Genomic DNA, 22,067 nt, shown 5'->3' with positions numbered 1-22,067 from the left:
GCCGCAGGGATCCTATCGATAGGGGCCGGTGATCTGGCGCAATTGCTCGAGCGAGTCCCGCAAGTTGGCCGCTTGCCGCGCCCCCAGATGGGGTAATCCAATGCTCGCCGCGGGGGATCGCGATGGCTTCACTTGGAATTCTTGAAGTCTTGAAGTGAAAGCGATAGCCTCCTCTCGGAGGTAGCGGCGATGAAGAGGCACGAGATCCAGATTGACGACGAGGTGTACGACGCGCTGGTGCGCCTCCGCGAGGGTTTTGAGCAACCCAACGATGTACTGCGGCGATTGCTCTTGGATGGCGCCCCTCGCCCCGTCACGAAACCGGACCCGCTCGTTGTCGGGCGGTTGTCGACACTGATCGATGCGGGGCTGGTCGGTGTCGGCGATCGTCTTCGTCATGAACGGGTCAGAAAAGGGCAGGTGTTCATCGGTGTAGTCACCAAGGGCGGCGGCATAAGTACCGAGCGGGGAATCTACGAAGCCCCGTCCCGAGCTCTCAAGGACCTGGTCGGTACCGAGATCGACGGTTGGCAGCACTGGACCCATGTTCCCTCTGGCAAGAGCCTGCGTGAACTGCGGGGAGAGCTCTGAACGATCAGCCGCATCGAACGAGAGAACCGGCCGTCCCTCCCTGGTGCGGGAGTGGACGACCGGCCATGTGATTCGATACTAGCAGGGGGAGTTGCCATCAACGCTCAACCGCGTGTCACCAGTTACGACAAGCCCTACAAGACACTGTCCGAGCAGGTCCAGCTGTTGCGAGGGCGTGGTATGGACGTTGGTGACGAATCAGTGGCGTCGGCTCGGTTGCTAGCGATCGGTTACTACCGGCTGAGTGGCTATTGGTACATCTTCCGCGAACACGCCCCGGAGTGCGGAGCTGGCTGTGATTGCGGCGTTCGGCGTGGCGAGGCGTTCGTTCCCGGAACGACGCTGGATCGGGTCATCGAACTGTACGAGTTCGACCGAAAGCTGAGGCTGCTCGTCTTGGACGGGATCGAGCGTGTCGAAGTCGCGTTGCGCATGCGTTTGGGGTACGCGCTCGGTGAAGTGGGCGCCTTTGCTCATCTGGACCCGGCGGCACTCGAACCCGCATTCACCCATGTCGACGAGGGGCAGCCGATTGCCAGTCGGTCGCATTGGCTGGCCAGCGAGCATGCGAAGTGGCTGCTGAATGTCAGGGGCGAGGAGGAGCGGTCGAAGGAAGACTTCGTCATCCATTTCAAGTCCAAGTATGGTATGCCGCTGCCTATTTGGGTCGTTACCGAGCTGATGACGTTCGGCAGTCTGGTCGTCCTGATGGACGGTTTGAAGCCACGCCAGAAGAACGCTGTTGCCGAGATGTTCGGAGTGTTCGATGCGGAGTGTGATGGCGATGGTGCGGCGCTCGGCAGCTGGATTGCGGGCTTGAAGTACATCCGCAACATTTGTGCTCATCATGGTCGGTTGTGGAACCGGAACATGGTCGAACAGTTCGGTCGGCTGGATGGTGTCGCGGAACTTGCGCATGCGTCCGGCCAGCGACCCAAGTCGCGCATATATGCCGCGCTGGCAGTGCTCGCCTTCCTCACTACTCGGCTCGACGCTGCCTCGGGGTGGCGCCATCGAGCCGTCGACTTGATGACCAGCACCTTCGGGTCGCTGGGATTGTCGGACACGTACATGGGCTGCCCGGCGGGCTGGTCGAGTGCGGACATCTGGACTCCGGGCTATGTTCCCGGCGCTGACCCTGTTCCCGCGGAGCATCGGGACATCCTGAGACATTTCGAGTGCTCGAGTACATCCGAAGTCGGTCATCTGATCGATCTCAGGACCGTCCCCGAACGTCGGGCGAGCGCAGTCCGCTACATGCGGTCGCGGGATCAGTTGCTCGGATTGCTGGTCGGCCGGTCCTACCGTTTTCCTCGCTTTCAATTCGATGTCGACAACCGGTGTATCCACCCTGTGGTGCGACGCATCAACCAAGCGTTGGCGGTTGGCGCACGGCCATGGGATGCGGCGCGATGGTGGATTACGCCCAACGACGGCATAGCGGGTGGTGTGCCGATGACGATGCTGGAGTCGGAATCAACTCGCGCATGTCTCCTGGCGGCGACTATCCCGGCACCAGGACAATATTCGGCGTCATCGGTACGGGTCGGTGATCTCCCGGAGCAGCTCGAGGGAACTTCGTAGATCGCGGGCAGCGCGGGAGCCCAGATGGGTGATCCATTCGTCCTCGACCTGCCGGGCGGCCCGGTTCGCCACCTCGACGGCCTGTCTGCCGCGCTCGTCCGGGACGAGTAGGCGGGCGCGGCCGTCGCGGGGGTCGGGTTCCCGTTTCAGGTAGCCGTTACGCACGAGCTGGTCGACGAGTACGCCCGCGGTCTGCTTGGTGACCTGGGCCTGGGCGGCCAGCTCGGTCAGGCGCGACCCGCCCGGCGCGATCCGGGCGACCAGTCTGGCCTGGGCGGGAGTGAGGTCGAAGCCCGCCTCGGCGAGCGCGAGGAAGACTCGTCGTTCCATCTCCCGGTAGGGCACGAACAGCAGGACACCGAGGTTGAGGTCGCTCACGCCACTCCTTGATCCAGTCAGCTTCACTGACTATATTAGTCAGAAAGGCTGACGAAATGGAGGCCGGTCGTGGATGTCGAACAGCACTGGCGAACCATCGCAGGCCAGCGTCGCGCCCTCGCGGACCTGCTGGTCCAGCTCACCCCCGCCGAACTGGACGCGCCCTCCCTGTGCGCCGGCTGGCGCATCCGCGACGTCGCCGCGCACGTCGCCCTGGCCCCGCAACCACCCGGCCCGCTCGGCCTGCTCCGCGAGACCGTGCGCGCCCGCGGCAGCTTCCACCGCCTCAACCACGACCTGGCCGTCCGCCACGCGGACACCGTCCCCGATCCGGCCGCCGACCTGGCCCGCGTCGCCGACTCACGCCGCCTGCCCGTGGTCACCAACTACCGCAACATCCACTACGACGTGATCGTCCACGCCCAGGACATCGCCCGCCCACTCGGCCGGACCATCGAGGTAGCACCCGCCGCCGCGGCTGTCGCCGCCACCCGCGTCTGGACGATGGGCTGGCCCTTCTGGGCCCGCCGCACCTACCGCCACGTCCACCTGATCGCCGACGACGCGAGTTTCACCGTGGGCGCGGGCCCCGAAATACGCGGCAGCACTGTGGATCTGCTGCTTTTGCTCACGGGCAGGCGCAGCGTGCTCCCCCTGCTGCGCGGCGCGGGCCTCGAACTACTCGACCCGGTCAGCCCGTGATCTTGGCAACGGCGCGCCGGCGATCTTCCTCGGCCACCTCGCCGAGGGTGAACCCGCGCGCGACGATGTGCTGGACGAGCGCCGGCTCCGGCGGCAGCCCGTACTTGCGCAGGTAATGCGGGACCGCGCCCGGCCAGACGAACACCCCGTCGGTCTGGAAATTCATCGGGACGTCCCGGTCCGCGGGGGAGAAATCATCGGCGCTGAAGCTGCGCGCGCTCAACACCACCGGTGCGTGCTCGAGATAGGCCAGCACTCGATCCCGGATCTGCGGGTCGATAGCGGGTCGGTTCACCACCGGTTTGCCTTCGGAATCACGCCCGTCGAAAGGCGCCGAAAGTCGGAGATCGCTCATAGTGGACCAACCTACGCGGCCCCCGCTCACCATGGCCGATCGTGCTAATGTGCCTGGTCAGAGCAATGACCGGCGAGAAGGGGCGGGGATGAAACGCGCAGGTATGGCGTTGGCGACGGCCGTGGTGGCGGTTGTCGGGGTGGTCGGATGTGAGTCCGGGGAGACGTCGCCGCAGGGGGCTACGACGACGGTGCAGCCGGCGCTGTGGGATCCGTGCTCGGAGATTTCGGATCAGACGTTGACGGCTGCGGGGGTTGATCCGTCGACGGAGGAAGCCGGTGTCGCGGGGGTCCACCAGTCTGGGTGGGAGATTTGTGGATGGAGCGGCGACGAGTACGCCCTGACCGTCTATACGACCGCTATGAGCGTCGCCGACTTCGAGGCGAAGCCGGGAAATACCGGGTTCACCGATGTCACCATCGCCGGTCGGCAGGGCCGTCAGTTCAAGGTCGAGGGTGATACCCGCAACCTGTTTTGCGATGTGGTCTTCCCGACCGAACAGGGCGTCGTTCAGTTGGGGATCGGAAATTCGGCTATTGCCGACGGGCCGCTGGAAGATCCGTGCGTGTACCTGCAACGCGCCGGAGCCGTCCTCGTTCCGGTGTTCCCGAAGTAGAGGGAGGCGGTAATGGCAGATTCGACGCCCTACAGCCAGCTGCTTTCACAGGTCAAGGCCGGTGAAGTCCATCTGGACGACGAGGCCGCGGCGTTCCATATGTTCAAGGCTTGCGACGCGCGCCTTGCCGACCTCCAAGACTTGGTCAATGTGACACGGCGAGCCCAGAACGTCACTGGTTTCGGCGATTTCGACATGGCCAGGGTGCTCGAGACGAAGTTTCGCTCCCAAGCTGTGGGTGAGCCGAACTCGATATACGAGGTGCTCATGTCGGACATCGAAGCGGTCAAGGACCTCCGCGAGGTCTTCTCCATCTCCTTCAAACGCGTAGCAGGCAAAGACATCGAAAACGCCAACGCCCTCGACTACATCACCGAGCAGGTGAACTGAATGTCCTACCCGAACCTCGACGGCATCGACCTCCTCGGCGGCCTCCGCCGCTTCGTCATGACCCCGTTCACCGGCGACGACAACGAACTCGATTCCTCCGAGATCGCCGATATCCAGGACCAGTTCAACGATCAGCGCACCCGCGCCCGCGAGCGCGCCAGCGACCTCGCCTTCGACGGCGAATACCGTCCGGCGGTGGTCACCAAGACCGATGCCTTCGAAGGCTCGGTCACCGAACTGCGCGCCAAGGTCGACAAGATCGATATCAATGCCGTCAGCGATCTGATCAGCGCCTGGAACGAGATCTCCACGCGCAACAGCACTTCCCTCGACGAGTTCCGTAAGCAGATCGCGCGCGGTATGTCGCCGGATGTCTGGTCGGGTGCCGCCGCGACGGCGGCCGCGCAGACCGTGGCCGCCTACGACACCACCGGCAAGAAGGTCACCACCGCGGCCGCGCTCACCAGCAGCAAGCTCGACGAACTCCGCACCGGTCTCGAACCGACCAAGCGACTCGTGCCCTTCGCCCCCGAACACCGCAGCGGCGTCGACAACGCCCTCGGCCTGCTCCAGGGCCGTTCGTGGCGCAATGACGATGTGGCACAGGAGAATGCGCGTGTGGAGGCGGTGCGCGTGTTGCAGACGGTGTACGCGCCGGTCATTCACGAGTCCGACGACAAGGTCCCGGTCATTCCGATCCCGAAGACCATCGAGTCCGGTGGCAGTCCCGAAATTCCCGGCGGCACATCTCCGAAACCTGGTTCCATCACACCGAATTCGACCATTCCGTCCACGGATCAACCGACGACCCCGACCACCCCCGCGTCGACCACCCCGTCCGATCCCGACGACACCGACGACACCACCACCGGCAACCCGACGACCGACGACGATCCGACCACCCCGGACTCGACCACCCCGCAGTCCACCGTCCCGGCGGGCACCACGCCCGCGGGCACGACCCCGAACACCGCCAACCCCGGCGGCTCGCCCGCCGGAAGCCCCAGCGGCGCAGGCACTCCCGGTGGCGGCACCCCGGGCGCGGGTACTCCGGGCACTCCCGGCGGCGCGGTCCCCGGCTCCCCGACCGCTGGTACCACCGCGGCCGGTACCAGGGCAGCAGGCGCGGGCGCATCGGGTCGCACGGGCTCGCCCGGCATGATGGGCCCCGGCGCGCGCGGCGGCGGCCAGGACGACGAGTCGTCCAAGGCGATCCCCGACTACCTCATCACTCAGGAACACGGTGACGAACTCACCGGTCTGGACAACTTGCCCAAGATGGTCCCGCCCGTCATCGGCGGGGACTAGTCGCGAATCCTGATGGAACAGAGTAGATCTCCCGTGCGCACCTGGCATCTCACCGCTCTCGACTTCCGCACCCTATGGGAAGCGGCAGGCCGCGACGTCCTCCCGTATCCGCTGCACCATCGGCACACCGAGGTCGAGTCCCAGGCCGAGGTCCTGCGCCTGCGCAGCAAGGCCGCCGAAACCCTGATGGCCGAATACGACAGCGATCTCGACCGCGCCATGGCGGCCCTGCTGGTGCCGCACGCGCGCGTCGAGGTCGCCGGCGCCACCCGGGGGGTGCGCACCATCCGCGCCCACGGCGGCACCCGGGACAAGTACGCCGCCTTGGCGATTCAGGCTCCCGGCGACGAACGAACCCCCGGCGACATCACCCTGCACCTACTCCCGCCCAAGTCCCTCGCCGCCGCCGTCCTGTCCACCCTGCCCCGTGTCCGCGCGGGTTCCGGCCGCGAAATCCGTGTCACCGCAGCCGAACTCGCCGCCCAGCGCCCCGACACCCGCGACCCGTGGGACCCGACCCCCCGCGAACAGCTCGAGTCCTTTCTCGCCAAACCCACCGACACGCTCACCCACATCGGCGTCTACGCCCACGCCAGCATCGACAACCGCCACACCGAAGGCCGCGACGACTTCCAGCTCCACGACCTCACCAACGACGGCCGCTACGTCTTCTACGGCGACACCACCTTCATCGCCAAACCCACCACCACGACCCGCATCCACCAAACCCTCACCACCATCCTCTCCACCACCGCCGCCAAAGCCCGCACCGCCACCTACAGGTCGCTCTGATAGAGCCTCGCCCCACCTATGGCCGTTGCGAAATGATCGTGCTCACCTCTTCCATCGAGCGGACCCATGCCGCGGTGTCGGTGCACCGAAGCTCGATCAGGTCGACCAAGCGCGTGAGATCATCAGACAGGTTGCGAGTGAAGATCGGCTCTTGATGGGCCGTGGGACTTGCGGGCTTCGGCCTCCCCCCGCGGACAAAGGAAGTTCAGAATGGGGCCTCGCGTGCGGGGCCCCATTCTCCTTGTCCGGGGTGTGCGTGGTGCACTCCGACCACCGTGAAGCCCACGGCTTCTGTCTGAGCTATCGCGCTGGCAACAGCTGCCGTCAGTGAGTCGCCGTCTCGGTGGACATGCAGCCGCGGCGTGCTGTGCGGCCCGAACTCCGGCGTCGAGTCGTCCAGCCCGGCTTCGAACAGAGCATCGAGCTTGTTCTCGGTCGGCGTGTGGTCGAGCTCCAGTGTGAATTCATGGTGACTCACAGCGATCCCTTCCTGTCGATGTGCTGACAAGTCACGAGCCCCGATCGGAGCACCCAAGGGTGCCGGTGTCGTAACCGTCCCTGCCCGGTTCCCCGCACCAAACCCCGATTCGCGTCCTCGGCCAACACTGGTAGCCCCGCGCCGGTGTCGGCGTGTGGCAAAGGTTGGACCCGGTCGAAGGTGTGCACTCCCGAACCGACCAGGTGCGTACGTGCGAGGCGTACGACGGTGGTACTCGCAGGAGGCTGGGTGTCAGGGTTGTCTGTCCCTCGGTCGGGCTCTCCGATAACGACCGACAGGAGCGGCCGGGCCCAGACACGACACAGGTAGCCCGTCGGCGCGGGGCAGACCTCACCCCGGAACGACGAAGGCCCGACGCCATGAAGCGTCGAGCCGTTGCATGTAGGATTTCATCCCACGGTGCGAACAGCTCTACCTGTTTCGTACCCAGGCCGTTCGGTGAGTTGGCGCTCACCGGGCGGCCGTTCTTGTTCGTGTGACGCTACACACTCTGACCTGCTAGAGCAACCCGCTGGCATCATCGAAAAGCGGTACGACGCAACCGTTCTGTTGCGCTACGGGGCAACGCATGATGCCGGAGCGGCAGCAGGCCCAGCGGTTGGACCTGACTGGCGACCGCAACGTCCTCACGCGGGGGAGGGGCGTTGTGCGGGCGGGTCAGTCGAGCTGGTTGGTTTGCTGTTTGATGGCGAGCTGGGTCGCCTCGTCGCAGTTCTTGTAGGCGGCGCCGGCTTTGCGGTACATGTCGGCCATCTGGGTGAGGATCTCGATGTGTTTGGTGGCGGCGTCGAGGTAGGAGCCGGATCCTTCGCCGCCTTCGGCGAGGTCGGAGAATTTCTGGCCGAGTGCTTTGGCGGAGTTGAGGTTTCCGAATGAGTCGACGCTGACCATCTGCTGAGTCCGCAGGGAGAGTTCGCGCAACGAGGTCGCGTACTCGTCGCACCATTTCGCGCAACGCTCCGCCGTATCGTATTCGATGATGAGCTCGCCGGATGTGGCCTTGCCTGCCAGGGATTTGAACTCATCGGCCATCGGGTTCACTGCCATCGACCAAGTCTCCTAGAACTCGTAGTGTGTACTCGCTATGACTATTGAGGAACAGTTTCGAAGAAGTGAGGTGCTGCGGCATCGGCTATCGCGCACGGGTCAGTGGACGACTTGTTGTCGACGAACTTCGTCGCCGTGAGCATTACTCGTCCCTGATTGCTCGTATCGATTGCGATTTCGCATTGATTCGGCGGTTGTCTATTGCCAGGGGTGTACTGGATGGCCGGCCGATCGCCGACGGTGATGTCTTTGAAGCTGTGGAAATAGTCGTTAGCCCGGATTTCGTCAAGGGTGTAGAGGGTGGATTTGAAGGTGATGAAATGCCCATCGCCCTTATAGCCGCAGCCCTTCCACTCAGCGCGGGGGACCGAGAACGGGTTGTCGTCCTTCCACGTCAGGTCGAGCCCTGTGGCCAGCAGCACATCATCCGGCACCGAGCACGGATCGAACAACTGCTCCTTCGTCAACGGCGCCCCACTCGCCTCCGGCTGCCCCTCGACCTGCTGAGAGCACCCAGCGAGCGCGACCACCGCGCAGCTCGCGGCCACCACGCCGACCAGTCGCATCATCGTCTCCTCGTTCCGCACAACACCCACTCGCTTACTTGGACGCGCCAGCCCCCGATTCGGTTCCCTGGATCGGAGACCCTCGGCTGTGGGTAGCCTTCCATCAGTGGCGCTCCCAATGCCAGTACGAACTCTCGCTGCTCGCCCGCGCACTCCAGGTATCGGCGCCTTCGAGGTCGCCGCGCTCGCGCAGTAGTTCGGCCAGGCGGACCATCGCGGGTTTGTTGTTGTTTCCGCCTGCCTTCTCGAGCCAGGTTTCGGCTTCGTCGAGGTCACCGCGGTCAGCGAGCAGCATTCCGAGCCGGTACATCGCGGTGTGGTCGCCCGGATAGTGCTGGGCAGATGCCCGGTTGGCCGCGCGGCGCCACCATATTTCCGCGCCGGTGAGGTCTGCGCGGTCGTAGTGCAGCCGACCGAGCTTCTCAGCGGCATAGTGATAGTGGCCGGCGTCGACCGCGCGCAGCAACCAGATTTCGGCCTCTTCGACGTCGCCGCGCCCGGCGAGCAGGCGGCCGAGCAGACTCATCGCCGAAGCCGATCCGGCTTCGGCGGCACGCCGGTACCAGGATTCACACTCGGCGAGCTCGCCGGCACGGTACCTGAGCGAGCCGAGTTCGATCATGCAGTCGGTGTCCGCGCCTTCCGCACCCCGGCTCCACCAGCGTTCGGCACCGTCGAAGTCCTGCTGCCGCCGGCAAAGGTAGCCGAGGAAGAACATCGCTTCGGCGTTCCCGGCAGCGGCCGCACGCCGATACCAGCTCTCGATCTCCTCCTGGTATTCCTCCTCCTCTGGGCCGTTCTCGAGGTGCTCGGCGAGGCGGACCATAGCGACAGCATCACCAGCCTCGGCCGCACACCGGAACCACCGTTCGATCTCCTCGGCGTAATCGATTGTCCCTGCGATGTTGTCGAGATGCTCGGCGAGGCGGACCATGGCCTTGATGTCACCGGCCTCGGCCGCTGCCCTGTACATCGCAAGCTCATCGTCGACAGGGTCGTGCTCATCGGCGAAGATCGTGCTCATCCGGATTTGACCAGGTTCGCCATCCAATCTGGCACGAATTCGGAGGACCGTGGATAGATTTCCAGCTCGCGGCGAATGTCTACTCCTGCTACACCTTCAAGTTCTTCTGCGCCGCGTAGGTACTTGATCGAATGATTGCTCGGAAAATCTTGGGTGTATTCGACCTCTAGCCATGTTCCGCGATGTGGATGTGCCATAAGGGCTTTTAGGTCTTCGAAAAGGTCGGCCACCTCTGGAGGTGCTTTCCACGGAATGGGGATAGATGGTCTGATGAAGTGGACCCGAACATCGCATCCATCGAAGTCGTTGTCGCCAATTTTTGTATAGCGCAACTCGAGTCTTTGCCAGCCGTAGGGGGCGACAACAAGAAGTCGTGTAGCAATGAGCTCAAGAATTCGGGACTGCACCTCGAAAGGAGGCACATCACGAATTACTTGGTGAAGGATCTTTGGGTCGGTGCTCACGCCACGCGCTCCTCGAGCCAGCTAGGCATGAATTCAGGGCCGCGTGGAAATTCGTCCAACTCTCGCCGCCACTCCATCGAATCTATTTCAGGATTGAATTTCGGATCGTAATCGAAGTCGTATATGATTGTTCTGGTCAAGTCCGGTTCAACGTAGTAACGGGTCAAGAACCATGTCCCCTCCCCTGGTGAATACATCATTCGCCGCAACTCTTGCAGCGGCACCTCTATTCCAGGCGGTGTAGTATCGATCTTTCGGATTCCATCGCTCCATACACCGAAGAGGTTGATCTCGCGAGCATTTCCAGCGGTGAGATATACGAGTTCGAGTCTGAACCAGTCCGTGGGGCGTGCTACTTCAGCCATAAGCTCGCATACCTCGCGCGAGAGATGCTCAGCGCGTGCTTCATCGAACTCAAGGGACATTCGGGTACTCCTAACTTCGAGTAATTCGACTGCGTCGGAATGTCGCCGAACAAAGGTCGCGATCGTGCCCCCCGGGGGAGCGTGCTCCCAAGAGTGGCAATGTGATTGACACTGCCGCGTTCATGGACGGTCTCCACCGGCCCGGGATCAAGCGGATTGCCGACCAGGCGCTGCGAGACATAGCCCCCTATATGCGCGAAGTGGTGCAGAGCATGTCGGTACGGGTGTGGCCTAAGGATCCCATCGCCTGGGCAAGTGGGATACCTGTGCTCCCAGACGATTTCGAGTACGACAAGATCAAACAACGAGGCTGACAACGGCTCCTGCTGCTGCGACTACCTTGAAGTCTTAACTCGGGCAGGTCAGTCGAGCTGGTTGGTTTGCTGTTTGATGGCGAGCTGGGTTGCCTCGTCGCAGTTCTTGTAGGCGGCGCCGGCTTTGCGGTACATGTCGGCCATCTGGGTGAGGATCTCGATGTGTTTGGTGGCGGCGTCGAGGTAGGAGCCGGATCCTTCGCCGCCCTCGGCGAGGTCGGAGAACTTTTGGCCGAGTGCTTTGGCGGATTCGAGGTCGCCGAATGAGTCGACGGTGACCATTCGCTGCGTACGGCCGGATAGCACACGCAGTGCGTCTGCGTAATCGTCGCACCATTTTGCGCAACGTTCGGCCGTATCGTATTCGATGATGAGTTCTCCGGACGAGGCCTTGCCCGCCAGGGATTTGAACTCATCGGCCATCGGGTTCACTGCCATCGGCCAGGTCTCCTAGAACTCGCTGTGCCTACTCGCTATGGCTATCGGGGAATGATTTCGAGGAAATGGGGTGCTGCGGCATCGACGATCGCGCACGGGTCAGTGGACGACTTGTTGTCGACAAATTTTGTCGCCGTTACCATCACCCGTCCCTGGTGGCTCGTGTCGAAGGCAATCTCGCACTGATTCGGCGGCGTTCGTGTTCCCGGAGTGTATTTCAGCCCCGACCGGCCGTCGATCGCAATGTCTTTGAAGTCGTGAAAATAGTCGTTGGCGCGGATCTCGTCCATTGTGTAAATCGTGGACGCGAAGTAGATGAAGTGCCCATCGCCCTTGTAACCGCACCCCTTCCACTCGGCTCGCGCGACCGAGAACGGATTGTCGTCCTTCCAGGTCGGGTCGAGCCCTGCCGCCTCGAGCACACTCGCCGGCACCGAGCACGGATCGAACAACTGCTCCTTCGTCAACGGCGCCCCACTCGCCTCCGGCTGCCCCTCGACCTGCTGAGAGCACCCAGCGAGCGCGAGCACCGCGCAGCTCGCGGCCACCACGCCGACCAGTCGCATCATCGTCTCCTTGTTCCGCACAACACCCACTCGCTTACTTGGACGCGCCAGCCCCCGATTCGGTTCCCTGGATCGGAGACCCTCGGCTGTGGGTAGCCTTCCATCAGTGGCGCTCCCAATGCCAGTACGAACCCTCGCTGGTCGCCCGCCGCGCACTCCAGATAGGGCACCTTCGAGGTCGCCGCGGTCAGCGAGCAGCACCAGACCCCTACTCGGACACGGGGTTCCGAGTCTCCGAGTTGCGACCAGGCAGCTCTCCTAGGTTGACTGTAGCGATGCAGGACTTGACCGACGAAGACTTCCGGATGCACTACAACGGCGATATGTGGACGCTGATGGACGAGTTCTGGCAGTCGTGGGGGCAGCTCGTCGAACCTCCCATGGCGCCCATGTACCAATCGCGGATCTTCCCCGCTGAGCTGTGGCAACAGATGAACTTCCTGCACGAACCCGAACCGGCAAGCATCGACCACCCCAGCTTGCGGGTGGTCCGCCGCGAGGACGGCGTGCTGGTGAGCAGCTGCGGCTTGTCCTGGCCCGCGCGATGGTCCGACGCGGAGCCGACCAACGGTTTCGAAGTCGAGGTCTACGCGGCATCGAGCACGGTGCCGTCGGATGCCGACGCGGCCGCGGTCGCTAGCGGCTGGCTGGGCAGGCTGGTTGCCCGAATCGCCGACCTCGTCAGCCGCGACGGTTTCGCGTTCACCCGCGCGCTCGAGCGCTACAGCACGCTGTCCATCGGCATCGGCGAATTCGACCTGCCCGCCGAACTGGCCGAAACATATCTCGACGAATCCGGGTACGCGACGGTCCTGCTCGGCATGGACATCGCCGACGTGTCCCGCACCATCACCGGCCCCCTGTCGGAAATCCGCCTCGTCCACATCAAACTGCTGACCCCCGCGGAAACAGAATTCTGCGTGTCCGGCACCACCGGAGTAACCGACGCCCGCACCACCCTGACCCAGCGCTTCACCACAACAGGCGACGCCCTCTGGACAAACCCTCGCCCGTCGGTAGCGTGAACAATCCCCGACTCACGGTTCTGCCTCTCAAACGGCTGATTGCCGGTGTACATCCAGAATGTTCGTGCGATTGAGCCAGAACACTTCGAAGAGCTTGTCAGCGCCTTCTTCCTTCACGAAATCGAGCTCGTAGCCGGTTACTGGAACCAGTGTAACAATCTGCAGTCTCGGTGCAGTAGCATTAGGGAAGAGGTTGAAAGTATCATCGAACTTCGGATTGACGTGAGCAACCACTCCGACAATCTCGGTTCCGGTGATGATCGGCTTTTTGTTGCGGAACACCGTTCCGTATTCCATGCCGCGCTGGCTGCGGATTGCCATGGAGGCGATCGAATCGACAAGGTGCTGAGCGATATGCGCTTGATCGGATCGCAGCATACAGAGGAACTCCTCCGGCAACATCGATCTGATCTGCTGGAATCGCACACCGTTCGTTACGACTGTCGTTACGGGCGGGTCTTCGACCTCGTAAAAGGTCAAATCGTATCCGCGATTGCCCGCTTCGGTCTGTGCAGACTCCACGCGTCGCACAGGGCCGAGTCGCTGTTCGAGATGTTCGAGAAGGCCGGAAAAATTCTCGTCTGCTGACATGATGAATATCTGTTTTCCTCCTGTCTGGATCGCCGAGCTTCGGCATACCCATGGCGATTTGTTCCCATTCGCTGTGATCGAAAAGGTCTATCATTCTTCCTTCGTCCTGACAGGAGGAGTAATTCCAGGCAGACACTCTCGGAGCGACGATTACCCGCGTTGATAGTTCGTCCGTGGTCGTATACGACAGCTTGAAGGATTCGGTCCGAAGCCACGCCATCTGAAGATTGGCCGATGACTAGCTAGTTTTGAAGACGCATTCGATGGGGCGCGGCATCGCTTTCGACGCCTCATTTTCCCTCGTCGGGATCGCTCAGTTTGTAGCCCAGGCGGGACTCCATCTCAGCAATCCACTCCGGAGAGGGCTGCCATTCTGCAGGTGGGTTGTCGAGAATGTCTTGCCACCATTGCGGGATGTGTTCCGCATCTCGTGGATATTTTTCCAGCTCGAGTTGATAATCGCGGCCTTCGGGTTGCCCGAGGGTCCATTCTATCTCGGAGTTGTAGTCAAATCTTGTCGCCGCGCGTCCGTCATCCGTGACCTGGATTTCCGCCGTCAGCCAGGCGCCCGATCCGGGTCGCGCCATGACCTCTCTCAACTCCAACATCAAGTCGTATATTGAGGTTGAAATTTGCGCAGGAACGTACTCTCCAGAGGAAGTAATCTGCATTCTCCCGTTTGATAGGCTGCCAAGCTTACATACTGTAACGATAACGGGAAGATGTGCGCGATTCTCGGTGAATACTCTTGCGGATATTTCTTGGATGATCTCGATATCTCGTATAGGTGAATTCATTGTTTATGGTATTCCTCTGGCTCTATTGACCGAGTTGTCGATATCCATCCTAGCAGCTGTGTCACCTATTCGGTATTGCAGTTCAATCCTGTCCGGGTGATTGAAGTGGGTGAAGTCGATCATCCGGAGGGCCATGGCTGCGGTGGCGGCGTTTCCGCCAGCTTTGAGGTAGTCGCGAATTACCCTTTCTATCTGGTAAATGTCGCCGCTTGCTCTGTTGACCAGCCATCGAAGTTGGGCGTGTAGAACGCCGGTGTCTCCAGGGCCGCCCTGTGCAGTTCCGAACGCGTGCCCGGAATCTGTCTCCACGTCGGGATGATGGTTTGTTGAATCATCACGCCCAACTGAGGCTTGGTCTGGCGAGCGGTATTGTGATCCCGAACCGATTCTACTGTGGAGATCTGTCGTTACTGCTGATACAACATGACCCTCACTGTCAGTTACAAAGTAGAACGAATATTCCGTTCCTCGGGTTTCGGTTATCAGGCGGTAGAGGGTGTTCGGTAGTCGGTTTTCTGTCATGAACTCACTGCGGAATCCGTCATTGCGATTTCCTGCAGGACCTTCGATCATCATTGGATTACCTTCGGAATCCGTATAGATGGTGACGCCGTCTTCGGTTCGATATGCGCTACCGGGCTCGTATCGTGTGACTATTCGGCCATCGGAGTCGATGTAGTGTTCGCCGACGTGTGGTAGGTCAGATTTGCTGGACTTATATGCTGGGTGTGCATGCTCGGTGTTCGGGTCCGGTACCTGCTGCCGGGTGATTTCATGAAGCCGACCTGCTGCTGCGTATTCGTCCAAACTGGGCGGTCTCGGGTACGGGAAGGCGTCAACATCTGGTGGCGAGTATCGGACTAGATCACTGTTGATTTCTGCACGAGTGCGGTTCGAGACATAGTCTAGTTCGTTGTGCCGAGATTCCAGCCGCCTCGCTGGCGGCGATGCTGTCTGATCGTTCTCAACCGACTCTCGATCGCTATCGGTGGCTGATCGACTGACAGCAGAGTGTGGGGACAGGTTCGACGGCATAGGACCGGCTGTTGTGGCGCCGGTGTGCGGTGTCGTTGAAGTGCCGTTGGGGTGGTGGGTTTGCCACTGGCCGTCGGGTGGGATTCGGGGGGTGCGGGTGCCGTCGGGGTTGGTGATGGTGCTGGTGCTGAAGACGTTTCCGTTGGTGTCGGTCCAGGCGGCTTGGGTGGGGGCCAGGACTTCTACGCCGAGGTGTTGGGCTAGGCGGTTGGCGAAGTTGTTGGAGGAGGCGTCGCAGCCGATTAGGCGGATGGGGGTGGTGCCGTCCCAGGTGGAGCGGCGGAGGAGGTCGCCGTATTGCTCGGGGGTGAGGGTTTGGCCGCCTACTACGGCGTGGCCGTCGGGGGTGATGTGGGTGTCGGCGGTGAAGCGGGTGGGGTCGGCGGGGACTCGGTGAGGGAGGTCGCCCATGGTGGGGTCGCCGCGGTGGTGGGAGACGCCGGCGGGGGTTTGTTCGGCGTGGTTGTTGTGGAGGGCGTCGAGGTCGACGTTTGTGTCGGGGGTGGTGTCTATCGTGGGGGTCGTGTCGACGGTGGGGGTGGTGTCGACAGTTGGGGTGGAGTTGACCGGGGGGTTCGTGTTGACGGTCGGGGTGGTGTTGACCGGGGGCGCGGTGTGCTGGTCGGACCAGGAGGGGATGGTGGCGCGGGCCAGGTCGGCTCGGGAGATGTCGGAGCCGAGTTGGCGGATGTCGGTGGGGGTGAGGGCGGGGGTGGTGCTCGGGGGGAGGCCGAGGTTGGTGCGGACCGAGTTGGCGAGGTCGGTGAGGGTGGGGTTGGTGTCGGCGTTGATGGTGAGGTCGGCGGTGGCTGGGTTGGTGGTGGGGACTACGTCGACCATCAGCCAGTCGCCGAGGGGGAATTGGGTGCCCTGGTTGAAGGTGAGGTCGGTGGCCAGCTGGGCGCGGTCGGTGACGGCGTCGATGGTGGTGGGAGGTGTTGTGGGGGAAGCGGTTACGGCTGCGGTGACGCGGATGACGCGGACCGGCTGGCCGAGGGCGTTGGGGTAGCTGGCACTGCGGTAGGGGCGGCCGGTGGTGGGGTTGACCTGGAGGGCTTGGTCGTTGGCGGGGGTGACCGAGCGGAGGGATTCGCGGGCTTGGCGGGCTCGGGTGGCGTTTTCCAGGTCTTGGGGGGTGAGGTTCGGGTCGGTGGTTGTCGCCGGGGTCGAGTCGGTGGACGGTGCGGACTCTGTGTTGGGCGTCGAGTCTGTCGTCGGGGTCGAGTCGGTAGTCGGGGTCGAATCCGTCGATGGTGTCGAGTCGGTGGTTGGCGTCGAGTCCGTTGCCGGGGTCGATTCGACGTTCGTGGTGGTGTCGACCAGCGGGGTGCTCGACAGGTTCTGGGCGGGCGTTGATGGGCTTTGTGGATTGGTGTCTGTCGGCGGGGTTTGCGGACGTGCGGGAGACGTTGACTGGCGGTTAGTGGTGGGGAGTGTGGTCGGGGGGACCGTGCCGTTGGTGGGGGTCGTCGACGGGGTGGTGGTCGGCGGGGTCGACGGGCGGCTGGTTGTGGATGGTTGGGGAGTAGTTGTAGCTGGGCGGCTGGTTGTGGACGGGTGGGGATTGGTTGTTGTCGGACCGGCCGGCATCGCGCTCATCGGTGGGGCTGAGGTCGTCGGCGAAGTGGGGGTGGGAGTTGTTGTCGGGGTGGGGGTTATGGACGGCTGCGTTGTTGTGGGGGCCGTGGGGGTCAGTGTTGACGCGGCGGTGGTGGTGTCGTCGGACTGCGGGGTGCGGTTCGGGTCAGTTGGGGAATTGGGGGTGACCGATGGGGACTGCGGGGTGCTGGGGGTGCTCGGTTGGGAGGTGGTGCCGGGGGAGGTGGGGGCCGTGGTGGGGGAGGTGCCGGGGTTCGTCGAGGTGGTGTCGTTGGGGGTCGACGGTTGGGTGGTCGACGGGGAGGGGGTGGTGTCGGTGGGGGTGAGCGGCTGTGACTGGGTTGGGGTGTCGGTGGACGGGAGGTCCAGGGAGGACGGGTTTTGGGTTGAGGGGGTGGGGTTCGGGGAACCGGTGTCGGCGGGTGTGGAGGGATTGCTGTTGGTGGGTGTGGATGGATTGGGGGTGGAGTCGTTCGGGGTCGACGGGGAGCTGGTGTCGTGGGAATTCGGTGAGCTGTCGTTGGGCGAGCTCGGGGAAGGTGCGGTGTCGCCGGGGGTGCTCGGTGGGGGGAGGAGTCGCTGGGCGAGCTCGGGGTGGGCGAGGTGTCGCCTGGGGAATTCGGGCTCGGGGATCCGGAGGGTGAATCGTTCCCGGGGGAGCTGGGAGACGTGTCGCCTGGTGAGCTGGGTGATGGTGTGGTGTCGCCAGGGGAGCTGGGTGAAGGTGTGGTGTCGGCGGGTGAGCTCGGCGAGGGCGTGGTGTCGCCGGGTGAGTTCGGGGAAGGCGAGCTGTCGCCCGGTGAGCTGGGCGATTGTGCGGAATCCTCCGGCGAACTCGGTGTATCACCGCTGGGTGACGAAGGGTTGGTGCCGGCGGGTTGAGTTCCCCCGTCGGGAGTTGACGGTGAGTCGTTGGAGTTGGGTGAGTTCGGGGATGGCGAGTTGTCGCCTGGTGAACTCGGTGTATCACCGTTGGGTGACGAAGGGTTGGTGCCGGCGGGTTGAGTTCCCCCGTCGGGAGTTGACGGTGAGTCGTTGGAGTCGGGTGAGTTCGGGGATGGCGAGTTGTCGCCTGGTGAACTCGGTGAATCACCGTCGGGTGACGAAGGATTGGTGCTGGCCGGCTGAGTTGCCCCGTCCCCGTTGGGGGTTGACGGTGAGCCGTTGGAGTTCGGGGATCCGGTCGAGGCGGGGGATGTCGACGGTGAATCGTCGGTGGGCTGATCGGTGGACGGGGTGCCGGCAGGGCTGGTGGGTGTGTCGGTGTCGCCGGGGACCTCGCCGAGGTCGGGGACCTCCGGTGCGTCGGTGTTTCCGCCGTTGTGGAGGCTGGATTCCAAGCCGCTCTGGAGGCCGCCGGCCCCGGCGCTGGTGAAGGTGTCGACGCCGATGTCGAGTTTGAAATCCTGGCCGGTCAGGGCGGAGTTGAGGCCCGCGGTGGCTACCTGGGCGGACAAGTCGGCGCCGAGTTCGGTGGCGGCGCCGGTGAGGGACTTGGCGGCCATCTTGCCGAGGCCGTTGGAGATGTTGTCGCCGACGCCGCCGAGTTTGTCGCCCAAGCCGCCGCCGACGGCACCGCCGACCGCGCCGCCGAAGGTCGCCAGACCGAGGTCGCCCCAGCCGAACTTGTCCATCGAGCGGTCGCCCTTGGCGACCTGGATGGTGCGGGCGAGGGCGTCGATGCCGCCCTCTTCGAGTGCTTCGAACGCCGCACCCTTGAGAGCCGCGCGTGCGGCGGCTTTGGCGAGGCCGCGCGCGATCATCCGGGTGATCAGCTGTTTCATCGCGATGCGCACCGCGACCTGGGCGGCGACGCGGGCGGCTACACCGGCGGCGGCGCCGACACCGGTCCACGCGGTGGCGATGGCGGCGGCGATTTCGACGGCTGCCACGATCATCGTGCCGATGATCACCAGCTTGGTGTGCTCGATGTCGTTGGCGCCGTCTTCGAGGATCTCGGCCTGTTTCTCGCACCATTTCCGGATGGCGGTGAAAGCGGCCTCGTCGCCGGCGAGCAGTTTGTCGCGGTAGGCGGCGATCGCGTCGTGGGCCTCGCCTTCCGACAGCGCGGTCAGGGTGGCGGTCAGGGCCGCTGCGGCGGTGTCGTCGACGGTGTCGAGGGTTGTGGCGGTGGTGGTCCAGGCGTCGGCGAGGCGGCGCATGGCGGTCTCGTCGCCGTCTGGCCAATCACCGGCGCCCAGAATATATTTCGCGACCCACTGCAGTGAATCGGGGATCTCGATGCCCACGGGTCAGGTTCCCGTCGACTGCTTCAGCGCGGCCGCCTGTGTCGTGTCCTGTTCGACGAGTTTGTCGGCCAGGGTGACCATGTTCGTGCCGAGCTGGGTCATCGTGGTGGCGAGATTGGCGACGGCCTTCTTGCCTGGATCGACTCCGGGCGTGTAGTTCTGGGCGAAGGCGGTGCCGGTCTCATCGGCGCCCCAGCACTCGCCTTCGGCGTCCAAGGCGGCGGTGAGCGCCTGGAGCGCGGAAGTCAGTGTGGTGGCAGCGGATTCGTAGGAGCCCTTGGTGTTGCGCAGGGCATCCGGGTCGACATCGATCGAACTCACCGCAGGTACCCCCGGTTCCGGAAGTACTCGTCTTCGTCATCGATGGGTTCGGCGGGCGGTGGCGACATGTCCGGTGGTGTGCGGAACTGCGCCATCAGGTCTTTCGTGCTGGGGGCGCCGGGGATCAGGTCGGGCACGTCCGGGAGCGAGTCGGCCAGTTCGGTTAACGGGGCCAGTGCTTCCTGCTGGGCGCGGGTGGTCGTCTGGGCGGCGTCCTGGATGGTCGCGGTGATCGACGCGCCCAGTTTCGCCGGTGTCGAACGGCGGAAGGCCTCCGGCTCCACATGTACCTCGATGACGCCGGCGACGTTCGCGGTGACGCGCACCAGATTGTCGTCCGACCACACCGTCACCGGTTCGGCCGCCCTGGCTTGGGCTGCGAGCAGGCTCGACGAATCCCGTTGGTACGCATCGAGCATCTGATCGATCTGGGAACGCAGGGCGGCATTGCTGTCGCGCGTGATCTCGGGTAGATCGTCGGTCATCGCGAATCCCACTCTCGGCAACAGGGTGTCGAGTTATTGGACGCGGCGCCGCCGCTGCGGGATCCCTATTGTGTGCTATGTCTCATTCATGCGTATTCGCTACGACCTGGCTCCCAGATGCGCGTCGATGCCGGTGAGCCTGGCCAGCTGATCGAAGGTGGCTGTCGCGCTCAAGCCGGGGCCGGTGACAGTGGCCTCGGTGTGGCCGGGGGACCACTGGATTTGCAGGCCACGGTGATTGGCGTAGGAGTGCAGGGCGCGGCGGCGATCGGTGATCGGGAATTCGGTGAGGCCCTGCTGGAGTACGCGCATCACCCGCGCTGGCTCGGGGGCGGGGAGCTGGAAGAGGGGGTGTTCGATGAGGAAGGCGGCGCGGGTGCCGCCGCCGACGGGGCCGCTGTAGGCGGTCCAGACACCGGAGATCGCCTTGGCGGCGTCCATGAAGACGTTCACCACGTGCTCGGGGAGTTCCATGGGCGTCGGCAGCGCGGCGAAGGGCACCTCGACATCGGCGAGTTGGCTTATCCCATAACGGATTCCGACCTCACGCACCGACTGCGCCAGACCCGTCACCGTCTCCGGATAACCGGCCGGATTACCCCACGACCACAACCACGACCGCGGCCCTGGCGCCGCCGATCCCAGCAGATGCATGCGCTCGCACTCGATCGGCTGATCACCGGTCAACGTGAACCGCCCGGCCCGCAGATCGACACTCCACCCCCGATCGCCGACAACATCCGCGAGCTGCAACTGATGCTCGAACGAATACAGCGCGGCATCATCGAGCAGATTCGACAGTGTCAATTCGGACATGCGCCCGAGCCTACCGAGCGGTCGAATCAGATGGCGAGGACGGTTTTTCCGCGGGCGTTGCCTGCGCCGAGGACGGTGGGGGCGGCTTCGAGGGGGACGGTCATCTGGATGGGGACGACGACGTCGCCGGCGGCTACCCGGGTGAGCAGGCGGGTGAGTTCGGGGGCGCGGCCTTTGGATTCGAAGTTGCCGCCGGTGATGTCGCGGGCGCGCAGGGCGGGTTCGTCGGCGGCCCAGGTGGTGGAGTAGGCGTGGCCGCCGGAGCGGACCAGGGTGGCGTGGCGGGCGAAATCGGTGGGGCCGCTGACCAGGTCGAACAGGACGTCGATGCCGTCGGGGTGGGTGAAGTGGACCGCGTCGGTGATGGCGGAGTCGTGGTAGGCGGCGAGGTCGGGGTCGACGATGTTCGGATCGGTGGGGCGGGTCTGGGTGTAGTCGATGGTTTCGGCGGCGCCGAGGCGGGCGACCTGGTCGGTCGCGTCGCCGCGCGCGGTGGCGATCACCTGCGCGCCGGCGATATTGGCCAATTGGACGAGGAAGGAACCGACGCCGCCGGTCGCGCCGACGATCAGCACTGTCTGGTCGGGCTGGATGCGCGCGGCGTCGACCAGGTCCTGCGCGGTGACGCCCGCGGTCGGCAGGGCCGCGGCCGCCACCGTGGTCAGGCCGTCCGGAATCGGTACGAGCGTCGCGTCCTCGGGGACCACCGCGTACTGCGCCCAGCTGCCGTGCCCGGCGGGTGCGGTGAGGAACTTGCCGACCACTTTGTCGCCGACGGCGAACTTGCTGACCCCGCTCCCGATCGCCGACACCGTCCCGGCCCCGTCCACCCCGAGGATCATCGGGAAATCGGTCGGCATCTTCCCTTCGAGCAGCCCATCGGCCATCTTCAGGTCGAACGGATTGACCCCCGCCGAATCCAGCGCCACCTGCACCTCACCGTGGCCGGGTTGGGGCACCGGCATCTCGGCCAGCTCGGGAGTGCCACCGAACTTCTGAACCACGATCGCGCGCATGTCGACGAGCACTCCTCGCATCGATGAGAGTCGGGCACCCGCAATCCTAGGCGGAAGCCCTTCCGACATGCGGT

Annotated in this window: 26 protein-coding genes; 10 read left to right on the top strand and 16 right to left on the bottom strand. The window is 64.0% G+C overall.

Annotated features, from left to right (window positions below):
• The first annotated feature begins 189 nt into the window (after positions 1 to 189).
• Positions 190 to 591, top strand: coding sequence for a hypothetical protein (locus ACFXK0_RS19860; protein WP_379411971.1), 402 nt, complete (start codon positions 190 to 192; stop codon positions 589 to 591).
• Positions 592 to 771: 180 nt separating this feature from the next.
• A complete protein-coding gene (locus tag ACFXK0_RS19855) occupies positions 772 to 2,175 on the top strand; it encodes an Abi family protein (protein WP_379411970.1) in 1,404 nt (467 codons plus the stop codon).
• On the opposite strand, the gene ACFXK0_RS19850 is transcribed toward ACFXK0_RS19855, so the two are convergent.
• Complete coding sequence (locus ACFXK0_RS19850) at positions 2,125 to 2,505, bottom strand: MarR family winged helix-turn-helix transcriptional regulator (RefSeq protein WP_379412020.1); 381 nt, start codon at positions 2,503 to 2,505, stop codon at positions 2,125 to 2,127. The genes ACFXK0_RS19855 and ACFXK0_RS19850 overlap by 51 nt on opposite strands.
• A 117-nt stretch (positions 2,506 to 2,622) precedes the next feature.
• On the opposite strand from ACFXK0_RS19850, the gene ACFXK0_RS19845 reads away from it, so the two are divergent.
• Positions 2,623 to 3,255, top strand: coding sequence for a maleylpyruvate isomerase family mycothiol-dependent enzyme (locus ACFXK0_RS19845; RefSeq protein WP_379411969.1), 633 nt, complete (start codon positions 2,623 to 2,625; stop codon positions 3,253 to 3,255).
• Here the strand turns inward: ACFXK0_RS19845 and ACFXK0_RS19840 are convergent.
• Positions 3,245 to 3,550 carry a hypothetical protein gene (locus tag ACFXK0_RS19840; protein ID WP_379411968.1) on the bottom strand — a complete coding sequence of 102 codons (306 nt, stop codon included), beginning with the start codon at positions 3,548 to 3,550 and terminating at the stop codon, positions 3,245 to 3,247. The two genes, ACFXK0_RS19845 and ACFXK0_RS19840, sit on opposite strands and share 11 nt — an antisense overlap.
• A gap of 148 nt (positions 3,551 to 3,698) precedes the next feature.
• On the opposite strand from ACFXK0_RS19840, the gene ACFXK0_RS19835 reads away from it, so the two are divergent.
• Genes ACFXK0_RS19835 through ACFXK0_RS19820 form a run of 4 tightly spaced genes read left to right on the top strand, consistent with a single transcriptional unit; the run spans position 3,699 to position 6,716 of the window.
• Complete coding sequence (locus ACFXK0_RS19835; protein ID WP_379411967.1) at positions 3,699 to 4,226, top strand: DUF3558 domain-containing protein; 528 nt, start codon at positions 3,699 to 3,701, stop codon at positions 4,224 to 4,226.
• A 12-nt stretch (positions 4,227 to 4,238) separates the two neighbouring features.
• Positions 4,239 to 4,616, top strand: coding sequence for a hypothetical protein (locus ACFXK0_RS19830; RefSeq protein WP_379411966.1), 378 nt, complete (start codon positions 4,239 to 4,241; stop codon positions 4,614 to 4,616).
• Positions 4,617 to 5,924, top strand: coding sequence for a hypothetical protein (locus ACFXK0_RS19825; RefSeq protein WP_379411965.1), 1,308 nt, complete (start codon positions 4,617 to 4,619; stop codon positions 5,922 to 5,924).
• A 33-nt stretch (positions 5,925 to 5,957) separates the two neighbouring features.
• The gene (locus tag ACFXK0_RS19820; protein WP_379411964.1) at positions 5,958 to 6,716 is read left to right on the top strand and encodes an ESX secretion-associated protein EspG; all 759 of its coding nucleotides are present in this window, start codon (positions 5,958 to 5,960) and stop codon (positions 6,714 to 6,716) included.
• A 1,156-nt stretch (positions 6,717 to 7,872) separates the two neighbouring features.
• On the opposite strand, the gene ACFXK0_RS19815 is transcribed toward ACFXK0_RS19820, so the two are convergent.
• The 7 genes from ACFXK0_RS19815 to ACFXK0_RS19785 form a co-directional block, all read right to left on the bottom strand.
• On the bottom strand, positions 7,873 to 8,262 hold the full coding sequence (locus ACFXK0_RS19815) for a hypothetical protein (RefSeq protein ID WP_379411963.1): 390 nt from the start codon (positions 8,260 to 8,262) through the stop codon (positions 7,873 to 7,875).
• 41 nt (positions 8,263 to 8,303) lie between these two features.
• The gene (locus tag ACFXK0_RS19810; protein ID WP_379411962.1) at positions 8,304 to 8,831 is read right to left on the bottom strand and encodes a DUF3558 domain-containing protein; all 528 of its coding nucleotides are present in this window, start codon (positions 8,829 to 8,831) and stop codon (positions 8,304 to 8,306) included.
• 100 nt (positions 8,832 to 8,931) lie between these two features.
• Positions 8,932 to 9,852 (bottom strand): tetratricopeptide repeat protein, encoded by a 921-nt coding sequence (locus tag ACFXK0_RS19805; protein ID WP_379411961.1) that lies wholly within the window; start codon positions 9,850 to 9,852, stop codon positions 8,932 to 8,934.
• Entirely contained in the window at positions 9,849 to 10,316 is a 468-nt protein-coding gene (locus ACFXK0_RS19800; protein ID WP_379411960.1) for a hypothetical protein, read from the bottom strand. Before ACFXK0_RS19800 ends, ACFXK0_RS19805 begins: the two co-directional genes overlap by 4 nt.
• Positions 10,313 to 10,741 carry a hypothetical protein gene (locus ACFXK0_RS19795; RefSeq protein ID WP_379411959.1) on the bottom strand — a complete coding sequence of 143 codons (429 nt, stop codon included), beginning with the start codon at positions 10,739 to 10,741 and terminating at the stop codon, positions 10,313 to 10,315. Before ACFXK0_RS19795 ends, ACFXK0_RS19800 begins: the two co-directional genes overlap by 4 nt.
• A gap of 362 nt (positions 10,742 to 11,103) precedes the next feature.
• Positions 11,104 to 11,493: a hypothetical protein gene (locus ACFXK0_RS19790; protein ID WP_379411958.1), complete on the bottom strand. Its 390-nt coding sequence runs from the start codon at positions 11,491 to 11,493 to the stop codon at positions 11,104 to 11,106.
• Positions 11,494 to 11,534: 41 nt separating this feature from the next.
• The gene (locus ACFXK0_RS19785; RefSeq protein WP_379411957.1) at positions 11,535 to 12,062 is read right to left on the bottom strand and encodes a DUF3558 domain-containing protein; all 528 of its coding nucleotides are present in this window, start codon (positions 12,060 to 12,062) and stop codon (positions 11,535 to 11,537) included.
• A gap of 272 nt (positions 12,063 to 12,334) precedes the next feature.
• Here ACFXK0_RS19785 and ACFXK0_RS19780 point away from each other — a divergent pair, with 272 nt between their 5' ends.
• Positions 12,335 to 13,084, top strand: coding sequence for a hypothetical protein (locus tag ACFXK0_RS19780; RefSeq protein WP_379411956.1), 750 nt, complete (start codon positions 12,335 to 12,337; stop codon positions 13,082 to 13,084).
• A gap of 27 nt (positions 13,085 to 13,111) precedes the next feature.
• On the opposite strand, the gene ACFXK0_RS19775 is transcribed toward ACFXK0_RS19780, so the two are convergent.
• From ACFXK0_RS19775 to ACFXK0_RS19765, 3 genes are all read right to left on the bottom strand, one after another.
• Entirely contained in the window at positions 13,112 to 13,675 is a 564-nt protein-coding gene (locus tag ACFXK0_RS19775; RefSeq protein ID WP_379411955.1) for a suppressor of fused domain protein, read from the bottom strand.
• A gap of 290 nt (positions 13,676 to 13,965) precedes the next feature.
• On the bottom strand, positions 13,966 to 14,472 hold the full coding sequence (locus tag ACFXK0_RS19770; protein WP_379411954.1) for a hypothetical protein: 507 nt from the start codon (positions 14,470 to 14,472) through the stop codon (positions 13,966 to 13,968).
• Positions 14,473 to 14,475: 3 nt separating this feature from the next.
• Complete coding sequence (locus ACFXK0_RS19765; RefSeq protein WP_379411953.1) at positions 14,476 to 17,106, bottom strand: hypothetical protein; 2,631 nt, start codon at positions 17,104 to 17,106, stop codon at positions 14,476 to 14,478.
• A 696-nt stretch (positions 17,107 to 17,802) separates the two neighbouring features.
• On the opposite strand from ACFXK0_RS19765, the gene ACFXK0_RS19760 reads away from it, so the two are divergent.
• Together ACFXK0_RS19760 and ACFXK0_RS19755 are read left to right on the top strand one after the other, a co-directional pair.
• Entirely contained in the window at positions 17,803 to 17,988 is a 186-nt protein-coding gene (locus ACFXK0_RS19760) for a hypothetical protein (RefSeq protein WP_379411952.1), read from the top strand.
• Between the two features lie 440 nt (positions 17,989 to 18,428).
• Positions 18,429 to 19,334: a hypothetical protein gene (locus ACFXK0_RS19755; RefSeq protein WP_379411951.1), complete on the top strand. Its 906-nt coding sequence runs from the start codon at positions 18,429 to 18,431 to the stop codon at positions 19,332 to 19,334.
• A gap of 24 nt (positions 19,335 to 19,358) precedes the next feature.
• Here the strand turns inward: ACFXK0_RS19755 and ACFXK0_RS19750 are convergent, their stop codons facing one another.
• From ACFXK0_RS19750 to ACFXK0_RS19735, 4 genes are all read right to left on the bottom strand, one after another.
• On the bottom strand, positions 19,359 to 19,676 hold the full coding sequence (locus ACFXK0_RS19750) for a WXG100 family type VII secretion target (protein WP_379411950.1): 318 nt from the start codon (positions 19,674 to 19,676) through the stop codon (positions 19,359 to 19,361).
• Positions 19,673 to 20,161, bottom strand: a complete 489-nt coding sequence (locus ACFXK0_RS19745) for a YbaB/EbfC family nucleoid-associated protein (RefSeq protein ID WP_379411949.1) — start codon at positions 20,159 to 20,161, stop codon at positions 19,673 to 19,675. The genes ACFXK0_RS19750 and ACFXK0_RS19745 overlap by 4 nt, the downstream gene beginning before the upstream one ends.
• A gap of 99 nt (positions 20,162 to 20,260) precedes the next feature.
• Positions 20,261 to 20,977, bottom strand: coding sequence for a DUF6882 domain-containing protein (locus ACFXK0_RS19740; RefSeq protein ID WP_379411948.1), 717 nt, complete (start codon positions 20,975 to 20,977; stop codon positions 20,261 to 20,263).
• Positions 20,978 to 21,003: 26 nt separating this feature from the next.
• On the bottom strand, positions 21,004 to 22,014 hold the full coding sequence (locus ACFXK0_RS19735) for an NADP-dependent oxidoreductase (protein WP_379411947.1): 1,011 nt from the start codon (positions 22,012 to 22,014) through the stop codon (positions 21,004 to 21,006).
• Positions 22,015 to 22,067 lie beyond the last annotated feature (53 nt).

Origin of the sequence: Nocardia sp. NPDC059177, from assembly GCF_042755165.1 — a bacterium.
Lineage (GTDB): Bacteria > Actinomycetota > Actinomycetes > Mycobacteriales > Mycobacteriaceae > Nocardia.
The sequence above is the reverse complement of the archived record's forward strand: the minus strand, read 5'-3'. Positions and strand labels throughout refer to the sequence as shown.